Raw genomic sequence first — 17,673 nt, 5'->3', positions numbered from 1 at the left:
GTCGATAACAATATAGAATTCTGTCCATTCAACTTCGCACGCTTCTGCAGGACGCGACCATGTCCACCACATAAGCCACATACAATAGTTAACCTGGTACGAGCCACGACTATTATCAAAACAGTTTAATAACTTTCCGATTTGCTGAGGATTCAGTGCTTGTTTGTGCTGTGTCTTATTGGCCGGAAGGGCCTTGCGCACAGGCCATACAGGATCGCTATCAGCTCTAAGCGTTGCAACTGCTAACTCAAAACTGATGAAATGGTGCGGCTGAGCTTCAGCGGCAACTGTCGGTGCTCCTCGTTTAGCAGTTTCTTGAAGAGTTTTAAAGATGTGGGGTGGAGTGATCTCTCTGACAGGGAGCTTACCTATTGCGGGGAAAACCACACGTTCAAGCATATCGAGTCGCCGCGTTTTGGTGATTTCGGCCCAGTCTTTCATCTGCAACTACTCTTTGGCGATCAGCTCAAAGGTGTTAGAAGCGTCATTGACCTTGCGGATCTTATCTAACTGACGAGCCTGTGTCGGGCTAACTCCATCTGCAACTTGCTTACGCGCTTGCTCGCATTTCTCGCGAGCTTCGGCAAGTTTGACCGTCGGGTACTCACCCAGTGCAAACATGCTGGATTTACCGTTGAGTTTAAACCGATAGCGCCATGCCTTTTTGCCATTGGGTTTCACTTCCAGGTAGAGACCATTGAAATCATTAAGTCGATAGAGTTTTTCTTTCGGCTTAGCAGTGCGGCATTGCGTATCAGTGAGCATAACGGGGGGTTGTTTATTTATTATACCGTTGTTGTACTCACTTAAAATGAAGATGGAAGAATGTTGTACTCATCTATGTACTCATTTTTGACAGCGTTGTTACGAGATGAGTTGAGACATTATGAAATGAAAAATCCACGCAATTGCGTGGATTTTATAGGGTTTTGCCGTTGTTATGAGATTCAGCGAAACCTCATGAGACAACAAAACTTATTTAGACGTTGAACAAGAAATTCATCACGTCGCCATCTTTCACGATGTAATCTTTACCTTCTGAGCGCATTTTCCCTGCTTCTTTCGCGCCTTGCTCACCTTTGTAGGTGATGAAGTCGTCAAAAGCGATAGTTTGCGCGCGGATAAAGCCTTTTTCAAAATCGGTATGGATCTTACCTGCGGCCTGCGGGGCGGTTGCGCCAACCGGGATGGTCCATGCGCGGACTTCTTTTACGCCAGCGGTGAAGTAGGTTTGCAGATTCAATAACTCATAACCGGCGCGGATCACGCGGTTTAACCCAGGTTCTTCCAGACCTAACTCGGCCATGAATTCGGCGCGGTCTTCGTCTTCCAATTCAGCGATATCAGATTCAACAGCGGCACAAACAGCAACCACGACAGAACCTTCGGCTGCCGCAATTTTACGAACGGTGTCCAAATAAGGATTGTTTTCAAACCCATCTTCGTTGACGTTGGCAATGTACATTGTTGGTTTCAGCGTCAGGAAGCTCAAATAGCGAATAGCGGCTTTATCTTCAACACTCAGATCCAGTGCGCGTAGCATGCCCGCGTTTTCCAAGTGTGGCAGACATTTTTCCAGCGCGGCTAATTCTGCTTTTGCATCTTTGTCGCCGCCCTTGGCTTTTTTCTGTACGCGATGGATCGCGCGTTCACAGGTGTCGAGATCCGATAACGCCAGTTCGGTGTTGATAACGTCAATATCTTCAGCCGGATCAACTTTATTATTAACGTGAATGATGTTGTCATTTTCGAAGCAGCGAACGACATGACCAATGGCTTCGGTTTCACGAATGTTGGTCAGGAACTGATTACCCAACCCTTCGCCTTTGGATGCGCCTTTCACCAGACCGGCGATATCCACAAATTCCATGGTGGTGGGCAGGATACGCTGCGGTTTTACGATCTCGGCCAGTTGATCCAAGCGTGAATCAGGCATCGGTACCACACCGGTATTCGGTTCAATGGTGCAGAACGGGAAGTTAGCTGCTTCGATACCCGCTTTGGTCAACGCGTTGAACAGGGTGGATTTGCCGACGTTTGGCAGGCCGACGATACCGCATTTGAATCCCATGTTGTTATCACCTTAAATATCTTAATTATCAGTCAGTTAAAGGTAACTGGCTGCATAAATGACAAAATAATGGTGCCATTATACACGTAAAGAGCATTTATCTCGATCCTACTGTGAATGGAGAAACTGACAAGAGTGAGTGCCCAGCAGTGTTCGAAGGTTTGTATTGAGATCTGTCTCACACTTCAACATACTTAATCCTACATTTAACCAACAGAATTAGGTGTCGAGTGTGTTTGGCGTTGGGTTCACACTGAGTGTGCTTATCTGCTCAATTTCTTTGACGTTTCCCTCGTCCTGTTTGCGTTAATGTTTCTATAGTTCTAGCGGATTTTTACCTTTATTATCAAATAATTATATTTGGAAAATTAATGTTTAACCTGAGCAATTTCAGGCTGGCGGATGTCAAGAATGAGGTTCTGGCCGGTTTTGTGGTGGCGGTATCGATGATCCCAGAAGCGGTAGGCTTCTCTTTGGTGGCGGGGCTTTCACCCATCGTTGGTTTGCATACCGCCTTTATTATCGGGCTGACCACCGCACTGTTCGGCGGGAAACCGGGCATGGTTTCCGGTGCCGCGGGTTCTATTGTCGTGGTGTTGATGAGCTTAGCCGCGCAGTACGGCATGGATTATGTTTTGTGGGCGACGATATTTGCCGGCATCATCCAGATTCTGATAGGTCTGTTCAGGCTGGGGAAATTTATTCGGCTGGTGCCATTGCCTGCGATTCATGGCTTTGTGAATGGATTAGCGATCGTCATCATGCTGGCGCAATTGCATATGATTGCCGGACAAGGGCTGTTGATGTACGGTCTGGTGTTAGTGGCTATTCTGGTGGTAGTGTTTTTCCCGCGTTTGACGCGTGCCATTCCTGCCTCGTTGGCGGCGCTGTTGGTCGTTTCTTTGCTGGCTATTGGTTTGAATCTGAATACCCTACGTGTGGGCGACCTAGCGGATATTTCAGGTAGTCTACCGCATTTCAGTGTACCCATGGCTCCGTTTACCTTAGACATGCTAAAAGTGGTTCTGCCGTATGCGGTGATTATTGCGCTAGTAGGGCTAATAGAATCGCTGCTGACGATGACAGTGCTGGATGAAATGGGCGGCAAAAAAGGCAATGGTAACCGTGAAAGCATCGCTCAGGGGGCGGGTAATACCCTGTGCGGCCTGTTTGGTTGTTTCGCAGGCTGCGCAATGATTGGACAATCGATTATTAACTTCACTTCCGGTGGGCGTGGCCGTATTTCTGCGGGAATAGGCGCTATATTGCTGATTATGTTTGTCGTGAGTCTGTCTGCGTATATCGGAATTATCCCGGTTGCAGCGTTGGCGGGAATAATGCTGGTCGTGTGTTATAACACGTTTGAATGGAGCTCATTACGCCGTTTCAAACGAATGCCGAAAGAAGATGCCTTTATCTTAATTACCGTTACGGTGATTACCGTATTTGCCGATCTGGCAGTAGCAGTAATCAGTGGCGTGATAATTTCTGCATTGGTTTTTGCTTGGCAGCATGCACGCATTACTATTCGTGATAAAATAATAGAAAACAATACTGTAATCTATTCTTTGGAAGGGCCATTATTTTTCGGTTCAACGGCAGATTTTTCAGAATTGTTCACTCCAGAGAATGATCCGCCAATAATCGTGCTAGATTTTGCCCAAACCCGAGTAATGGACTCGAGTGGTGTTGAAGCGATCGACAAATTAACCGCTCGTTATCTTGCAGCGGGTAAAACGGTACGATTGCGCCACCTCAGTGAAGACTGCGTTAGTTTACTGCAACAGGCAGGGCCGTTCTGCATCCATGAACTGGATGATCCGACCTACCGCGTTGCGGCAGATTGATATTGCGACTTTTCCAACAGCCACGTTCAAGCGTGGCTGTTTTATATCAATAACCCACACCTATTCTTAATTAAATTAGATTATATTTCCGTATACATTCTGCTGAATAAGTTATTCCTTGGTTGTGCTGTAATTCTGAAAAATAATTTTTTTATTATATCAATATTGCTGATGTGATTCTTTTAATATAATCTAATTTAGATTGAGGCCGGGAGGGAAAGGGTTTTATTTTATAAAAGGATTCTAGCATGAATGGAAGCTTGATTGTATTTGTACCTGTTTTATTGGTGTTTTCGGTTTCTTGCTTTGTGTTACATTTTCGTAATGAGCATAAAAAGAGGTTAATTAGTCGCTCAGAAATCAGAGCTTGGGAGAGGAAAATGTTTGAGCGTATGTCTTCTAATACGCGATGTACGGGTGTTACAAAAGATTTCAAGAATGTTTTCTGTCGCGGTAGTCTGTGCCGTATTTGTCCGCTGCGCCCGAATGCGAATTTTGGGCTGCATGATGGACAAGCAGCCTAAGATTTCGATTAGTTACCGGCTTTGAAGGCATGTAAGCGGTTCATTGCTTTTGTCATGCCTTGTTTTAACAACAGTTCGGTACAGCGTAACGATTCATCGATAGCATCATCTATCAACGTTTGTTCACTCGCTGGTGGTTTACCTAACACAAACCCCACAACTTTGTTGCGGTCGCCTGGATGGCCGATACCAATGCGGAGGCGATAAAAGTTAGGATTGTTTGCCATCTTGCTTTGAATATCTTTCAAGCCATTATGCCCACCATTACTGCCGCCTAGTTTGAGTTTCGCAATCCCCGGCGGCAAATCCAATTCGTCATGCGCTACCAAAATCTCATCTGGCTGGATGCGAAAAAATGTTGCCATCGCCGCGACCGACTTACCGCTTAGGTTCATGAAGGTCGTGGGTACCAGTAGACGTACATCATGTCCTGCTAGGTTAAGGCGTGCGGTGTAACCGAAGAATTTACTTTCTTCCTTCAGCGGTTGATTATGGCGTTGTGCCAACAAATCAACATACCAAGCCCCTGCGTTGTGACGCGTTTGTGCATATTCAGCGCCCGGATTAGCCAGGCCGACAATCAATTTGATACTGCTCACTGAGGGATCCGTTATGCTCTAGAAAATGGAAAGGAGGGTAGTTTACCTTCCACCATGCTGAATGACAAAACTCAGCCCGATGTTAGGTGCTTTATATGGTCTTTATATTACAAATTTAATAATTCATTAATGAAATAATTGTATTAGAGTGCTAATAGTTAGCATAAAGTAAAGAATTGTCAGTCTTAATTGCGCATTTGTGATCGCCAACGCAATACCCTTATTCGCACAACGCCTATACTTAACATTATAAAGTAGGTTAACGAGTTATTCGTTATCCTTGTTTCGTATTTGACATGATGGAGGTGACTTATGAAACGTAAAAATGCGGAGACGTTAGGCAATGTTTTGATGGGGCTGGGGTTGATTGTGATGATTGGTGGCGTTGGATACTCAATTGTTGCTGAAGTATCTAATTGGAACTTACCTCAGTTCTTCTCCCATGGTGCTATTCTCAGTATTTTTGTTGGTGCCTTGTTGTGGTTAGCTGGCGCGCGGATTGGCGGGCGTGAGCAGGTAGCGGATCGTTACTGGTGGGTTAAGAATTTCGATAAACGTTGCCGCAATAATCAACGTCGTTCATCACATTGATTGAAAAGGAAACGTTCCTACGGCAAGGGATAGATGCCGCGTTATCAGGTTTTGGATTATGTTACTCTACCGATAGAAAACCCGTTGTTGCTGATGCTCCAACGGGTTTTTCTTTTACTGCGATGCTTTAATTCAATACGAGCACCTGGTTTAACGTGGCGGTGCCCGTAACGGATTAATGTTCGAACATTGCAGAAATTGACTCTTCGTTGCTGATACGGCGGATGGCTTCAGCCAGCATGCCGGACAGAGTCAGAGTACGTACATTTTTCAGCGCCTTGATTTCAGGCGACAATGGAATGGTGTCACAAACAATCACTTCATCGATAACCGAATTCTTGATGTTGTCCACCGCATTGCCGGAGAAAATCGGGTGTGTTGCGTAGGCAAAGACGCGCTTGGCGCCACGTTCTTTCAATGCTTCCGCCGCTTTACACAAAGTGCCGCCGGTATCGATCATATCATCAACCAACACGCAGTCGCGGCCTGCTACGTCACCGATGATATGCATCACCTGAGAAACGTTTGCGCGCGGACGACGTTTGTCAATGATGGCCATGTCGGTATCGTTGAGCAGTTTCGCGATAGCGCGAGCACGGACTACGCCGCCAATATCCGGAGAAACCACGATCGGATTTTCCAAATTCTGTTGCAACATGTCTTCCAGCAGAATCGGGCTACCAAACACGTTGTCTACCGGGACATCAAAGAAGCCTTGAATCTGTTCAGCATGCAGATCCACGGTTAATACCCGATCAACGCCTACGCTGGAAAGGAAATCGGCAACAACCTTCGCAGTAATAGGCACACGAGCAGAGCGAACGCGGCGATCTTGGCGAGCGTATCCGAAGTAAGGAATAACAGCAGTGATACGGCCTGCGGAGGCGCGGCGCAGAGCATCAACCATAACAACCAGTTCCATCAGGTTGTCGTTAGTGGGAGCACAGGTGGACTGGATGATGAAAATATCACCACCGCGTACATTTTCGTTGATTTGCACGCTTACTTCGCCGTCGCTAAAACGACCTACAGCGGCGTCACCAAGGCTGGTGTACAAACGGTTGGCAATACGTTGTGCTAGTTCCGGGGTGGCGTTACCAGCAAAAAGCTTCATATCAGGCACGAGAAGAACCTCAGGCTTGCGTCCAGAGAAGATATTGTCATACGGCGTACCCCAAGGGGCTGTTGGCGACGCCGACGCAATATACATACGGGTGTGTAGAATCTAAAGAGACGCAGACAACGCAGGATCCACTGGTTCATTATACTAATGAACCCGCACAACAACACGTTGAACTACGACTCAAACTGCCCGGAGCGGTGGCGATGTAGTGGAGAAACGTTAACACCACGTGCTACAAAACCACGCAACCACACCGGGGCTTGACTTAACACCTGACGAGCGGCGATTTCTGTGTCGAATTCAGCAAACACACAAGCACCTGTGCCAGTCAGGCGTGACGGCGCGTATTGTAACAGCCATGAAAGAAGCTGTTCAACCTCGCGAAAACGTTTTCTTGCGATCGGTTCGCAATCATTTGCGTACGGAGCCAGTAATAACGCGTCCAGCGGCCGAACGGGGCTATCTCTTTTTAATTCAGGGTCGCCAAAAATCAGCGGTGTGGGAATACTGACGCCAGGATGAGCCACTAAATACCACTTTTCTAACGGATTGGCCGGTTGTAGTTGTTCGCCAATACCCTCGGCGAAGGCGGCATGACCGCAGACAAAGACCGGTACGTCGGCACCGAGGCTAAGCCCCAACGCCGCCAGTTTATCGTCGCTCAGGCCACATTGCCACAGGCTGTTCAGCGCCACCAGAACCGTTGCGGCATTGGAAGAACCGCCGCCAAGCCCGCCCCCCATAGGCAGGAGTTTGTCGATGCTGATATCCGCCCCGCGCGGTTGAGTCGCGATGGCGTGTTGGTCGCAGTAATGCTGTAGCAAGCGAGCGGCACGAACGATGAGGTTTTGTTCGTCCGCAACGCCATCAACCGGCGTGAGTAAGCGAATCTGCGTATCCTGCCGAGGTTCGATAGTCAGTGTGTCGCCGAAGTCCAAAAACTGAAACAGCGTTTGTAATTGATGATACCCATCTGCGCGACGGCCAGTGATGTATAAGAACAGGTTTAATTTTGCCGGTGAGGGCCACTGGTGAATCATTTGAGTGTCCAATTATCCATTTTGAGCTTGATGCGCTGTTCCCCCTGTTTCAGCTCTAGTCGGCTAGGCAGCTGTGGTTTCAGGTCACTATTGTAATCTTGGTAGCTGACGTGCCAAATTTGGCTGTCTTGCTGATAATTGAGTTTGCTAAGGCGATATTGGTCGTCGAGAGTAAAATCGGTCGCTTCGCCAGGCAATCCCAGCATCCATTGGCGCAGGTTATCTAACGGGATCGACATCCCCGTAAGTTTACGAATCATCTCTTCTGCATTATCGCTGATGTAGCGTTTACCTTGGTTGTCCGTCAGTTGCACGACGTTTTGCTGAACGTTAAGTTCTAACTCGGTGCTACCCAACGGGTTGGTCAATAATAAGCGATAACGTTGCGGGGAATATTGTTGCCAGAAGAAGCGCGCATAGACTTTTTTACGGTCGGACAGGTAGGCAAAGGCACCGCGGGTTTGATACTGGTTCAACTGTTGTACCGCCTGCTCGTGGGCTCGCCATTGTGGTGACGTCGGGCTGGTTTCCGGGCCTGTTGGTCTTGTCGTCGTACAGGCTGCCAGCACCAGACTGGCTAGCGGGATCAGTCGAAGAAAACTGACTTTGCGAATTGGCATGGCTTTATCTGTCCTTTTGTCCTTGTGGGCTGATGTGAACAACCCATTTTGCACCACGCTAGCGAGCTAATGGCACAGCGTCAATAGGTAAAAACCGTCGGCTTAGGCCTTTGGGGTAAACGCTGTGCAGAAAGGGGCCATGTAAGTGGGGGAACTGACACCTTACGCCGGTTATTGGCGGATTCAGCGACAGGTGCTCGCGGGCTGAAGGAACTGAATTAAATCAATGCGTGTAGCGGGGACGTTATCAAAGCGAGATTAATCAGTATCATGAACGAGATAAAAAAACTCGCTACACTGTCATACACTGCCCACAAAAACGGCGGTTGATTGATTATTTTCCTGATTAAAAAGATAATTAATTGTTTTTTAAAATTTTTGTCTGATCGTTACGGGCAATAACAGTGATTTAACCTAAGATGCGGTTGTTACTTTTATTGCTCCCGCGCATCAAGTAGAATGCCGTTCAACGAGAACCCGTACCAAGATAAGTATTACTCGAAGCAATGACCCTGCTCGCGTTAGGCATTAATCACAAGACCGCGCCGGTTTCTTTGCGGGAAAAAGTGACTTTCTCCCCAGAGTTAATCACCCAGGCGCTTAACAGCTTGCTCCAGCAACCGCTGGTGCAGGGCGGCGTCGTGTTGTCCACCTGTAATCGAACTGAGCTGTATCTGAGTGTGGAACAACAGGAACACCTTCATGAGCAGTTGGTCAATTGGTTGTGCGAATACCATAAACTGCGTCCAGAAGAGGTCAGCAAAAGTCTGTATTGGCATCATGGTGATGACGCAGTCAGCCATTTGATGCGCGTTGCCAGTGGATTAGACTCCCTGGTGCTGGGCGAGCCACAAATCCTTGGGCAGGTGAAAAAAGCCTTTGCTGAATCGCAACGTGGTCAGTCACTTTCCGGCGAGTTGGAGCGGTTATTTCAAAAATCTTTCTCTGTTGCCAAGCGCGTACGTACCGAAACGGATATCGGTTCAAGTGCCGTATCGGTGGCGTTTGCCGCCTGTACTTTGGCTCGTCAAATTTTTGAATCGTTGGCGGAATTAAACGTACTTTTGGTCGGTGCGGGTGAAACCATCGAACTGGTTGCACGGCATCTGCGCGAACATAACGTTAAGCATATGATTATTGCCAACCGTACCCGCGAGCGCGCGCAAATCTTGGCGGAAGAGGTCGGTGCGGAAGTGATCACTTTGCCAGAAATTGATGAACGCCTAGCGGACGCCGACATCATTATTACCTCTACCGCTAGCCCATTGCCGATCATCGGTAAGGGAATGGTGGAGCGAGCGTTGAAAGCGCGTCGCAATCAGCCGATGTTGTTGGTGGATATTGCCGTTCCGCGTGATATTGAGCCTGAAGTCGGCAAACTGGCCAACGCCTATTTGTACAGCGTGGACGATCTGCACGCGATTATCCAAAGCAACTTGGCGCAGCGTAAGGCGGCGGCGGTGCAGGCTGAATCCATCGTCCAGCAAGAAAGCACCAACTTTATGGCTTGGTTGCGTTCGCAAGGTGCCGTGGAAACGATCCGCGATTACCGTTCGCAGGCCGATCAAATCCGCGCCGAGATGGAAGCCAAAGCCTTGGCCGCCATTGCACAGGGTGCCGACGTGCAACACGTGATCCACGATCTGGCGCATAAACTGACCAATCGCCTTATTCATGCCCCTACCAAATCCCTCCAACAGGCAGCCGGCGACGGCGACGTGGAGCGGTTGCAAATATTACGCGACAGCCTCGGGCTGGATCAGCATTAGTTTTCTCTTATTAACAGGGTTTAAAACCACGCATGAAGCCTTCTATTGTTGCCAAACTGGAAGCGTTACAAGAGCGCCATGAAGAAGTTCAGGCGCTGCTCGGCGACGCCGGTGTTATTGCCGAACAGGATCGGTTCCGCGCATTGTCGCGTGAATATGCGCAGTTGACGGATGTCAGCCGTTGCTTCCTTGAATGGCGTCAGGTGCAAGACGATATCGCCACCGCAGAGATGATGCTGGACGACCCGGAAATGCGCGAAATGGCGCAAGAAGAGTTGAAACAAGCCAAGGATGCGACCGAAGAACTGGAACAGCAGCTGCAATTGTTGCTGTTACCGAAAGATCCTGATGATGAACGCGGTTGCTTTTTGGAAGTACGGGCCGGAACCGGTGGGGATGAGGCGGCGATTTTCGCCGGCGATCTCTTCCGCATGTACAGTCGTTACGCAGAAGCGCGCCGTTGGCGAGTTGAGGTGATGAGCGCCAACGAAGGCGAACATGGCGGCTACAAAGAAGTGATTGCCAAAGTTTCCGGCGACGGAGTCTATGGCCATCTTAAATTTGAATCCGGTGGTCATCGTGTACAACGCGTACCGGAAACTGAATCACAAGGGCGTATTCACACCTCAGCCTGTACCGTCGCGGTTATGCCTGAAATACCAGAGGCCGAACTGCCGGACATCAACCCAAGTGATTTGAAAATTGACACGTTCCGCTCATCGGGGGCGGGTGGTCAGCACGTTAACACTACGGATTCCGCCATTCGTATTACTCACTTGCCCACTGGCATTGTTGTTGAATGTCAGGATGAACGCTCGCAGCACAAAAACAAAGCCAAGGCGATGTCGGTGCTGGGGGCGCGTATTCGCGCGGCCGAAGTGGCTAAGCGTCAACAGGAAGAGGCATCGACCCGCCGCAATCTGCTAGGCAGTGGTGACCGTTCCGATCGTAATCGCACCTATAATTTCCCACAGGGTCGGGTGACCGACCACCGCATTAATCTCACCTTGTATCGTTTGGATGAAGTGATGGAAGGTAAGCTGGATATGCTCATTCAACCGATTGTGCAGGAATATCAGGCTGACCAATTGGCTGCGCTGTCTGCCGAGCCAGAGTGATGGATTATCACAGCTGGCTGACAGCGGCGACGACACGTTTAACCAACAGCGATAGCGCCAAGCGGGATGCGGAAATTTTGCTGGGATATGTCACCGAACGTGCCAGAACCTTTTTGCTGGCGTTTGGTGAAACCCAACTGACACCGCAAGAAATCACCCAGCTTGAGTCCTTGCTGGCGCGCCGTGAAAACGGTGAGCCAGTGGCTTATTTGGTGGGGGAGCGTGAGTTTTGGTCATTACCGCTGTCGGTTTCTCCTGCTACGCTGATCCCACGTCCAGACACCGAATGTCTGGTAGAGCAGGCGCTCGCACGTTTGCCAGCAAGCCCGTGCGATATTCTTGATTTGGGCACCGGCACCGGTGCCATTGCGCTGGCGCTGGCCAGTGAGCGTGCGGATTGCACGGTGACAGGGGTAGACTTACAGCCTGATGCCGTCGCTTTGGCACAGTATAATGCGCAAAAGCTGGCAATTGCTAATGCGCGCTTCCTTCAAGGCAGCTGGTTTACGCCCGTTAACGGGCAGCGTTTCCAACTGATTATCAGTAACCCTCCCTATATTGATGGTGCGGATCCGCATTTGTCGCAGGGCGATGTGCGTTTTGAACCGGGCAGCGCGCTGGTGGCGCAGGAAAACGGCTTAGCTGATTTACGTATTATTGTGCAACAGGCTCCAGCGTATTTATTGCCGCAAGGTTGGCTGATGCTGGAACACGGTTGGCAACAAGGTCAAAGTGTTCGGGCGTTGTTACTGGCTGCGGGGTTTAGCGCGATTGAAACCTGCCGCGATTATGGTGGAAACGATCGCGTGACGCTTGGGCAGTATCTTTAAAATAAAAATAACGACATACAGAATACAGCGAAGGAGCAATCATGGCAGCATACGCCGCATTAAAGCATTTGCACTTACTGACGGTAGCGATCAGTATTTCCTTGTTTATCTTGCGTTTTATTTGGCTGTGGCGTGATTCGCCGATGATGCAAAAACGCTGGGTAAAGATCGCGCCGCATATGAATGATACGGTGCTGTTGCTCAGCGGAATCGCTTTGGTGGTCATGTTTCAGCTTTATCCATTGCTGGGTATGGACTCTTGGCTGACCGAGAAGCTGATTGGCGTTATTATCTATATCCTGCTGGGTTACGTCGCATTAGGCAAGAAGCCCCGTAGCCAAAACCTGCGCACGATAGCGTTTGTACTGGCGTTGGGGGTTGTCTACCTGATCATTAAACTTGCCACGACGAAAATACCGTTTTTGATGGGATATTTATGAGTAGTATTGCTGATTTTGAATTTAACGCCTCGCTGTTAAGCGAAGGTGTCATGTTGGTGTCGCAAGCGGTACGGCGTGATTTTCCAACCGCAGAAGTGGCACGTCAGTTGCAACAGTTGACTGACGAAGCGCGAGCCGCGGTGCCAGAAGATATCAGTCAGGAACAGCAATTGGATGCACTCATTGAGCTGTTTTATAAAACATGGGGTTTTGGTGGCGCAAGCGGTGTGTATCGTCTTTCAGATGCGATCTGGTTGGATAAAGTGCTGGAAGGGCGACAAGGTACGCCGGTTTCGCTCGGCACTATTTTTCTGCATATAGCTCACCAGTTAGATTTGCCACTGATGCCGGTGATTTTCCCTACTCAATTGATCCTGCGAGCGGATTGGATGGATGAAGAGATGTGGTTAATCAATCCGATCAACGGAGAAACGCTAAATGAGCATACGCTAGAAGTCTGGATCAAAGGCAATCTGGGTCTAAGCGCAGAGCTGGAAGATGACGACCTGGATGAGTCGGAAAACATTATGGTGGTACGCAAGATGTTGGACACGCTTAAGGCCGCCCTGATGGAAGAGAAACAGATGGAAATGGCTTTGCGCGCCAGCGAAACCGTGTTGTGTTTTGACCCCGACGATCCGTACGAGATTCGCGATCGCGGTTTAATATACGCGCAACTGGAATGCAACCATATTGCGATATCCGACCTTAACTATTTTGTCGAGCAGTGTCCTGAAGATCCGGTCAGTGAAGTGATCAAAGTACAGATACACGCGATTGAACCGAAACAGGTCACGCTGCATTAATCCCTTCGATTTACCATCAACAAAGGCGTAAGCATGAAACAGAAAGTGGTTAGCATTGGCGACATCAAGGTAGCGAACGACCTGCCATTTGTGCTGTTCGGCGGTATGAACGTGCTTGAATCACGTGATTTGGCGATGCGCATCTGCGAACACTACGTCACCGTGACGCAAAAACTGGGCATTCCCTACGTTTTTAAAGCATCTTTTGATAAGGCCAACCGTTCTTCAATCCACTCCTACCGTGGTCCCGGTTTGGACGAAGGGATGCGTATCTTTGAAGACATCAAAAAAGCTTTCGGCGTGAAAATTATCACTGACGTGCATGAGGCCGCTCAGGCTCAGCCGGTTTCTGAAGTGGTTGATGTGATCCAGTTGCCCGCTTTTTTGGCAAGACAGACCGATCTGGTCGAAGCGATGGCAAAAACCGGTGCAGTGATTAACGTGAAAAAACCGCAGTTTGTTAGCCCTGGGCAAATGGGAAATATTGTTGATAAGTTCAAAGAAGGCGGCAACGATCAGGTGATTTTGTGCGATCGTGGCAGCAACTTTGGCTATGACAACCTGGTGGTTGATATGCTCGGGATTAACGTGATGAAGAACGTCACTGACGGGCATCCGGTGATTTTCGATGTCACGCATGCGCTGCAAACTCGCGATCCATTCGGTGCGGCTTCTGGCGGCCGTCGCGCCCAAGTGGCTGAATTGGCGCGTGCAGGGATGGCGGTGGGGCTGGCGGGTTTATTCATCGAAGCACACCCAGATCCAAACAGTGCCAAGTGTGATGGCCCATCAGCGTTGCCGTTGGATAAACTCGAACCATTCTTGGTACAGATGAAAGCGATTGATGATTTGGTCAAAAGCTTCCCTGAATTAGATACCAGCAACTGAGATCGCGTGAGTCAAGAGGTTCGCGGTGAGGCGATTCACCTTGCGCTAACCCAATCACGCTTTGCTGGGGCACGATATGTGCCGCCAACAGCGTAAAGCAATAACGGCGTTATCCGTTGTTTTATGGCCCGACATGATGTTGGGCCTTGTTGTTTATTGGCCGTCGAGTTCGGCTAATGCTTCAGACAAGGTTGCATAGAAAGACAACCTTCCGACGATAGGCTGCACGTGCGCCCGAGCCAGCGTTTTTAACGGTTGGAACGGAATATCGGTAATGACTAATTGTTTACCGGCCGGCAGCGCATCGATAAAACGTTGTAAGGCGTTCAAACCACCTGCGTCCAGCACGGGGACGGCATCCCATTGCAGCACAATGATCGGGTAATTTTCGCTACGGACGACTAACTCGGTAAAAATCCGCTCAGCGGCTGCAAAAAATAGCGGGCCATTGACCCGTAATACTAAACGGTTGTGGGTAGAGCTTAATTCACTAAGTCGTGTCATGCGTGCAATACGCCGCATAAATAGCAGTGATGCCAATACCATACCGATAGTAATGGCGATCACCATGTCGAATAACACTGTCAGTGACATGCACAATAACATCACTAAAATGTCGTCTTTGGGTGCCCGCCGCAATAAATACATGACTTTATGCGCCTCACTCATGTTCCAGGCTACCAATAACAGCAGCGAGGCCATCGCCGCTAATGGCAGGTAAGATAGCCAAGGCGCTAATACCAACAGCGCCAACAGAACCAGCAAGGCGTGGATAATAGCCGAAATGGGAGAAGTGGCACCCGCGCGAACATTGGCTGCGGAGCGGGCAATTGCGGCGGTCGCCGTAATGCCGCCAAAGAAGGGGGCGATGATATTACCGGCACCTTGGCCGATCAACTCAGCATTGGCGTTGTGTTTTTTACCTGTCATACCATCAAGTACTACCGCACATAACAGTGACTCAATTGCCCCAAGCATCGCCATTGAAAATGCCGCTGGCAACAGGGCAGAGAGCGTTTGCCAACTCAGCGTCATTGGCCGGTTGTTAATATCGGGGAGATCCCACGGCAGCGCCAATTGGGGTAATACCGGAGGAATGCCGTGGCCTTGGGTACCATCGGCGAGCAAATAGCCGAAACGTGAGCCAATCGTTGCCACAGGGTGGTCAAACATATTGAGTACAGCCATGACGGCAGTGCCTGCTAACAGGGCGGGTAAGTGGCCGGGTATGCGTAGGCCCAGTTTCGGCCAGTAAATCAGCACCGCTAAGGTTATGACACCAATTAAGGTATCGCCGGTATCCAGCGTTGGCATGGCGTGTAGCAATGCCGACACTTTACCCACATAGTTTTCCGGCATCGCATTAATGTGCAGGCCGAAGAAATCTTTGATTTGCAACGTGGCAATGGTAATGGCAATACCTGAGGTAAAACCGAGCGTGACCGACAGCGGAATATATTCAATCAAACGGCCGAACCGCGCCAGCCCCATCATCACCAGAAAGATACCGGATAACAAGGTGGCGACCAGCAGACCTGACAGACCAAATTGTTGTGATACCGGGTAAAGGATCACCACAAAAGCCGCCGTAGGGCCGGAGACGCTGTAGCGTGAGCCACCGCTGATAGCAATAACAATACCGGCGATGGCAGAGGTATAAAGACCGTACTGCGGGGGAACGCCACTGGCAATCGCCAATGCCATGGCCAATGGGATTGCAATGACGCCGACGGTGACGCCAGCAATGGCGTCTTTCAACAGGCGCTGTAAAGTGTAAGGTTCCCGCCAGCACGCGTCTATTAGCGCGCTGAACGGACGAATACCGTTAATTTCGTGCGTTTTCATCTAAAGTGCAAACCAACTCTGGAAAAAGAAAGGTGTGGCGGGCCAGATGAGGTCCGTCTTGACGTACCGATGGGGTACCATACGCCTTTTGCCACAGTAGTTTCTAGATGTGAGTCAATACAATTAGGAAAAAACAAGCATTTCATTACTCTGCTATATTCCCCTTATCCGTTAAACTCACAGGCTATGGGGTGAAGGGGGATTCAATGACAAAAATCTGCTAATCCCACCATGATGTAAGGACGTCGAAAAATCAGACCGCATGGCGAAGATAATAACAAAGCCTTTATAATCATAAGGGTATGCGTTTGTGCCAAAATAGGGTTGCCGAATTAACACATTACGCTGCTAATATTTTATTTTCTCGCGTAATATGTGCCGGTTCGAACAGGGTGAGACAGGGATTTGTTCTCAATTTATAAAACAAATCATTCAGTTATCGCCAGGGGTAGACCGAAATTATATGACATATACTGCGTCCATATCTACGCTTTATAGTGATGCATGCATTACATATGCCACGTTATCCGTGAGTTATTTTGCCCTCAGTAAAAGTTCCCCATTCTCTTACCGCTCTGATCTCTGGAAGCGCATTTTGTTCGGTCTGCTCGCGGGCTTAGCGGTGCTTTATTTGAATCAGGACCGTCTCGTGTTAACCCACAGTGTTTATTATAGCTTCGGAATGATTCCGATGATTTTGGTCACGTTTTTTGGCGGGGGCGTCAGCGGGTTAGTGTGCTATCTGATTTCGATCGGATTCACCGGTGGTTTGACCGTCGACAATCTGTTTGTGGCCTCTATCTTATTGCCGCTGCTGTTTTCACGGGTGTGGCTGAAAAAAACGCACCGAGTCTTTTATCTTACGATTGGTGCGATTGCCCTGTATCGCGTGGTGTTGGTCAGTTTTTTGGTCGATATGCAGGTACTATGGTTTGATATTCTCGTTTATCAGGGGATCTCGGCCTTGTGTCTGGCTATTTGTTATCACGCGCTTAACTTCAAACAGCAACATATTCACGCTTATTTCTCAATGCGTGCCAGAGCGACGACGGATAGCCTAACGCACATCAATAACCGTGCCAGCGTTGATTATAAATTAAAGCTGCAAAGCAGCGAGCGCCGGCCTTGTGGCCTTATGATTCTGGATTTGGATGATTTCAAAAAGGTCAATGATACCCATGGGCACTTGTCCGGCGATATGTTATTGGCAAGCGTAGGGCGTTTATTGCATGAAAGTGTTCGCGGTGAAGATTTTGTTGGGCGTTATGGCGGCGAGGAATTTATTGTCATTACTGCCAGTGTTGATCCTCAGGTCATTGCCCGTGTGGCGGAGCGTATCCGTAGCAATGTGGAAAATACCGTGTTTGATGTCTGTGAGGGGGCTGGCTTACGTATCACCATCTCAATTGGCACATCGATTTATTTGCCGGGCATGTCGATGGCGAAAGCGATGTCGACGGCTGATGCCGCTTTATATCAGGCTAAACGCAGCGGAAAGAATCGTGTTGTATGCAGCAAACTAATGCAGTTTTCGCAGTTGGTGAAGTAAATCGGATGGCGTT

The 17,673-nt window shown here is 49.1% G+C and carries 15 protein-coding genes and 1 pseudogene; 9 read left to right on the top strand and 7 right to left on the bottom strand.

Annotated elements, in window-relative coordinates:
* Both ACQKDS_RS18560 and ychF read right to left on the bottom strand, forming a co-directional pair.
* Window positions 1-765, bottom strand: a pseudogene (locus ACQKDS_RS18560) (tyrosine-type recombinase/integrase); the annotation flags it as partial.
* A gap of 214 nt (window positions 766-979) precedes the next feature.
* Complete coding sequence (gene ychF, locus ACQKDS_RS18555; RefSeq protein WP_399673404.1) at window positions 980-2,071, bottom strand: redox-regulated ATPase YchF; 1,092 nt, start codon at window positions 2,069-2,071, stop codon at window positions 980-982.
* A gap of 371 nt (window positions 2,072-2,442) precedes the next feature.
* Between ychF and ACQKDS_RS18550 the strand changes: the two genes are divergently transcribed.
* The gene (locus tag ACQKDS_RS18550) at window positions 2,443-3,918 is read left to right on the top strand and encodes a SulP family inorganic anion transporter (RefSeq protein ID WP_399673402.1); all 1,476 of its coding nucleotides are present in this window, start codon (window positions 2,443-2,445) and stop codon (window positions 3,916-3,918) included.
* A 532-nt stretch (window positions 3,919-4,450) separates the two neighbouring features.
* Here the strand turns inward: ACQKDS_RS18550 and pth are convergent.
* Window positions 4,451-5,041: an aminoacyl-tRNA hydrolase gene (gene pth, locus ACQKDS_RS18545; protein ID WP_399673400.1), complete on the bottom strand. Its 591-nt coding sequence runs from the start codon at window positions 5,039-5,041 to the stop codon at window positions 4,451-4,453.
* A 312-nt stretch (window positions 5,042-5,353) separates the two neighbouring features.
* On the opposite strand from pth, the gene ychH reads away from it, so the two are divergent.
* Window positions 5,354-5,632, top strand: coding sequence for a stress-induced protein YchH (ychH, locus tag ACQKDS_RS18540; RefSeq protein ID WP_399673398.1), 279 nt, complete (start codon window positions 5,354-5,356; stop codon window positions 5,630-5,632).
* A gap of 175 nt (window positions 5,633-5,807) precedes the next feature.
* Here the strand turns inward: ychH and prs are convergent, their stop codons facing one another.
* The 3 genes from prs to lolB all read right to left on the bottom strand — a co-directional run bounded on the left by prs (window position 5,808) and on the right by lolB (window position 8,415).
* The gene (gene prs, locus ACQKDS_RS18535) at window positions 5,808-6,755 is read right to left on the bottom strand and encodes a ribose-phosphate diphosphokinase (protein ID WP_004941061.1); all 948 of its coding nucleotides are present in this window, start codon (window positions 6,753-6,755) and stop codon (window positions 5,808-5,810) included.
* Between the two features lie 173 nt (window positions 6,756-6,928).
* Window positions 6,929-7,795, bottom strand: a complete 867-nt coding sequence (ispE, locus tag ACQKDS_RS18530) for a 4-(cytidine 5'-diphospho)-2-C-methyl-D-erythritol kinase (RefSeq protein WP_399673396.1) — start codon at window positions 7,793-7,795, stop codon at window positions 6,929-6,931.
* Window positions 7,792-8,415: a lipoprotein insertase outer membrane protein LolB gene (lolB, locus tag ACQKDS_RS18525; protein WP_399673394.1), complete on the bottom strand. Its 624-nt coding sequence runs from the start codon at window positions 8,413-8,415 to the stop codon at window positions 7,792-7,794. Before lolB ends, ispE begins: the two co-directional genes overlap by 4 nt.
* Before the next feature lie 506 nt (window positions 8,416-8,921).
* Here lolB and hemA point away from each other — a divergent pair.
* From hemA to kdsA, 6 genes are read left to right on the top strand one after another with little or no spacing between them, the layout of a single operon-like run.
* Window positions 8,922-10,184, top strand: coding sequence for a glutamyl-tRNA reductase (gene hemA / locus ACQKDS_RS18520; RefSeq protein ID WP_399673392.1), 1,263 nt, complete (start codon window positions 8,922-8,924; stop codon window positions 10,182-10,184).
* 32 nt (window positions 10,185-10,216) lie between these two features.
* The gene (gene prfA / locus ACQKDS_RS18515; RefSeq protein WP_399673390.1) at window positions 10,217-11,302 is read left to right on the top strand and encodes a peptide chain release factor 1; all 1,086 of its coding nucleotides are present in this window, start codon (window positions 10,217-10,219) and stop codon (window positions 11,300-11,302) included.
* Window positions 11,302-12,132, top strand: a complete 831-nt coding sequence (gene prmC, locus ACQKDS_RS18510) for a peptide chain release factor N(5)-glutamine methyltransferase (RefSeq protein WP_399673388.1) — start codon at window positions 11,302-11,304, stop codon at window positions 12,130-12,132. The genes prfA and prmC overlap by 1 nt, the downstream gene beginning before the upstream one ends.
* A gap of 41 nt (window positions 12,133-12,173) precedes the next feature.
* Complete coding sequence (locus ACQKDS_RS18505; protein WP_399673386.1) at window positions 12,174-12,572, top strand: SirB2 family protein; 399 nt, start codon at window positions 12,174-12,176, stop codon at window positions 12,570-12,572.
* Complete coding sequence (sirB1, locus tag ACQKDS_RS18500) at window positions 12,569-13,378, top strand: invasion regulator SirB1 (protein ID WP_399673384.1); 810 nt, start codon at window positions 12,569-12,571, stop codon at window positions 13,376-13,378. The genes ACQKDS_RS18505 and sirB1 overlap by 4 nt, the downstream gene beginning before the upstream one ends.
* 33 nt (window positions 13,379-13,411) lie before the next feature.
* On the top strand, window positions 13,412-14,266 hold the full coding sequence (kdsA, locus tag ACQKDS_RS18495) for a 3-deoxy-8-phosphooctulonate synthase (RefSeq protein ID WP_399673382.1): 855 nt from the start codon (window positions 13,412-13,414) through the stop codon (window positions 14,264-14,266).
* A 153-nt stretch (window positions 14,267-14,419) separates the two neighbouring features.
* Here the strand turns inward: kdsA and dauA are convergent, their stop codons facing one another.
* Window positions 14,420-16,111, bottom strand: coding sequence for a C4-dicarboxylic acid transporter DauA (gene dauA, locus ACQKDS_RS18490; protein WP_399673380.1), 1,692 nt, complete (start codon window positions 16,109-16,111; stop codon window positions 14,420-14,422).
* Window positions 16,112-16,574: 463 nt separating this feature from the next.
* Here dauA and ACQKDS_RS18485 point away from each other — a divergent pair, with 463 nt between their 5' ends.
* Window positions 16,575-17,660: a GGDEF domain-containing protein gene (locus ACQKDS_RS18485; RefSeq protein ID WP_399673378.1), complete on the top strand. Its 1,086-nt coding sequence runs from the start codon at window positions 16,575-16,577 to the stop codon at window positions 17,658-17,660.
* Window positions 17,661-17,673 lie beyond the last annotated feature (13 nt).

This window comes from Serratia sp. NPDC078593 (assembly GCF_050268245.1).
Classification (GTDB): domain Bacteria; phylum Pseudomonadota; class Gammaproteobacteria; order Enterobacterales; family Enterobacteriaceae; genus JBNNGK01.
Note: the sequence above shows the minus strand (reverse complement) of the source record. Positions and strands in the feature narration are given on the sequence as shown.

Bases quoted from the DNA above. Each gene is read 5' to 3' on its own strand.
- ychF (WP_399673404.1), bottom strand. From the start codon at position 2,071: ATGGGATTCAAATGCGGTATCGTCGGCCTGCCAAACGTCGGCAAATCC.
- ACQKDS_RS18550 (WP_399673402.1), top strand. From the start codon at position 2,443: ATGTTTAACCTGAGCAATTTCAGGCTGGCGGATGTCAAGAATGAGGTT.
- ychH (WP_399673398.1), top strand. From the start codon at position 5,354: ATGAAACGTAAAAATGCGGAGACGTTAGGCAATGTTTTGATGGGGCTG.
- ispE (WP_399673396.1), bottom strand. From the start codon at position 7,795: ATGATTCACCAGTGGCCCTCACCGGCAAAATTAAACCTGTTCTTATAC.
- lolB (WP_399673394.1), bottom strand. From the start codon at position 8,415: ATGCCAATTCGCAAAGTCAGTTTTCTTCGACTGATCCCGCTAGCCAGT.
- hemA (WP_399673392.1), top strand. From the start codon at position 8,922: ATGACCCTGCTCGCGTTAGGCATTAATCACAAGACCGCGCCGGTTTCT.
- prfA (WP_399673390.1), top strand. From the start codon at position 10,217: ATGAAGCCTTCTATTGTTGCCAAACTGGAAGCGTTACAAGAGCGCCAT.
- prmC (WP_399673388.1), top strand. From the start codon at position 11,302: ATGGATTATCACAGCTGGCTGACAGCGGCGACGACACGTTTAACCAAC.
- ACQKDS_RS18505 (WP_399673386.1), top strand. From the start codon at position 12,174: ATGGCAGCATACGCCGCATTAAAGCATTTGCACTTACTGACGGTAGCG.
- sirB1 (WP_399673384.1), top strand. From the start codon at position 12,569: ATGAGTAGTATTGCTGATTTTGAATTTAACGCCTCGCTGTTAAGCGAA.
- kdsA (WP_399673382.1), top strand. From the start codon at position 13,412: ATGAAACAGAAAGTGGTTAGCATTGGCGACATCAAGGTAGCGAACGAC.
- dauA (WP_399673380.1), bottom strand. From the start codon at position 16,111: ATGAAAACGCACGAAATTAACGGTATTCGTCCGTTCAGCGCGCTAATA.
- ACQKDS_RS18485 (WP_399673378.1), top strand. From the start codon at position 16,575: ATGACATATACTGCGTCCATATCTACGCTTTATAGTGATGCATGCATT.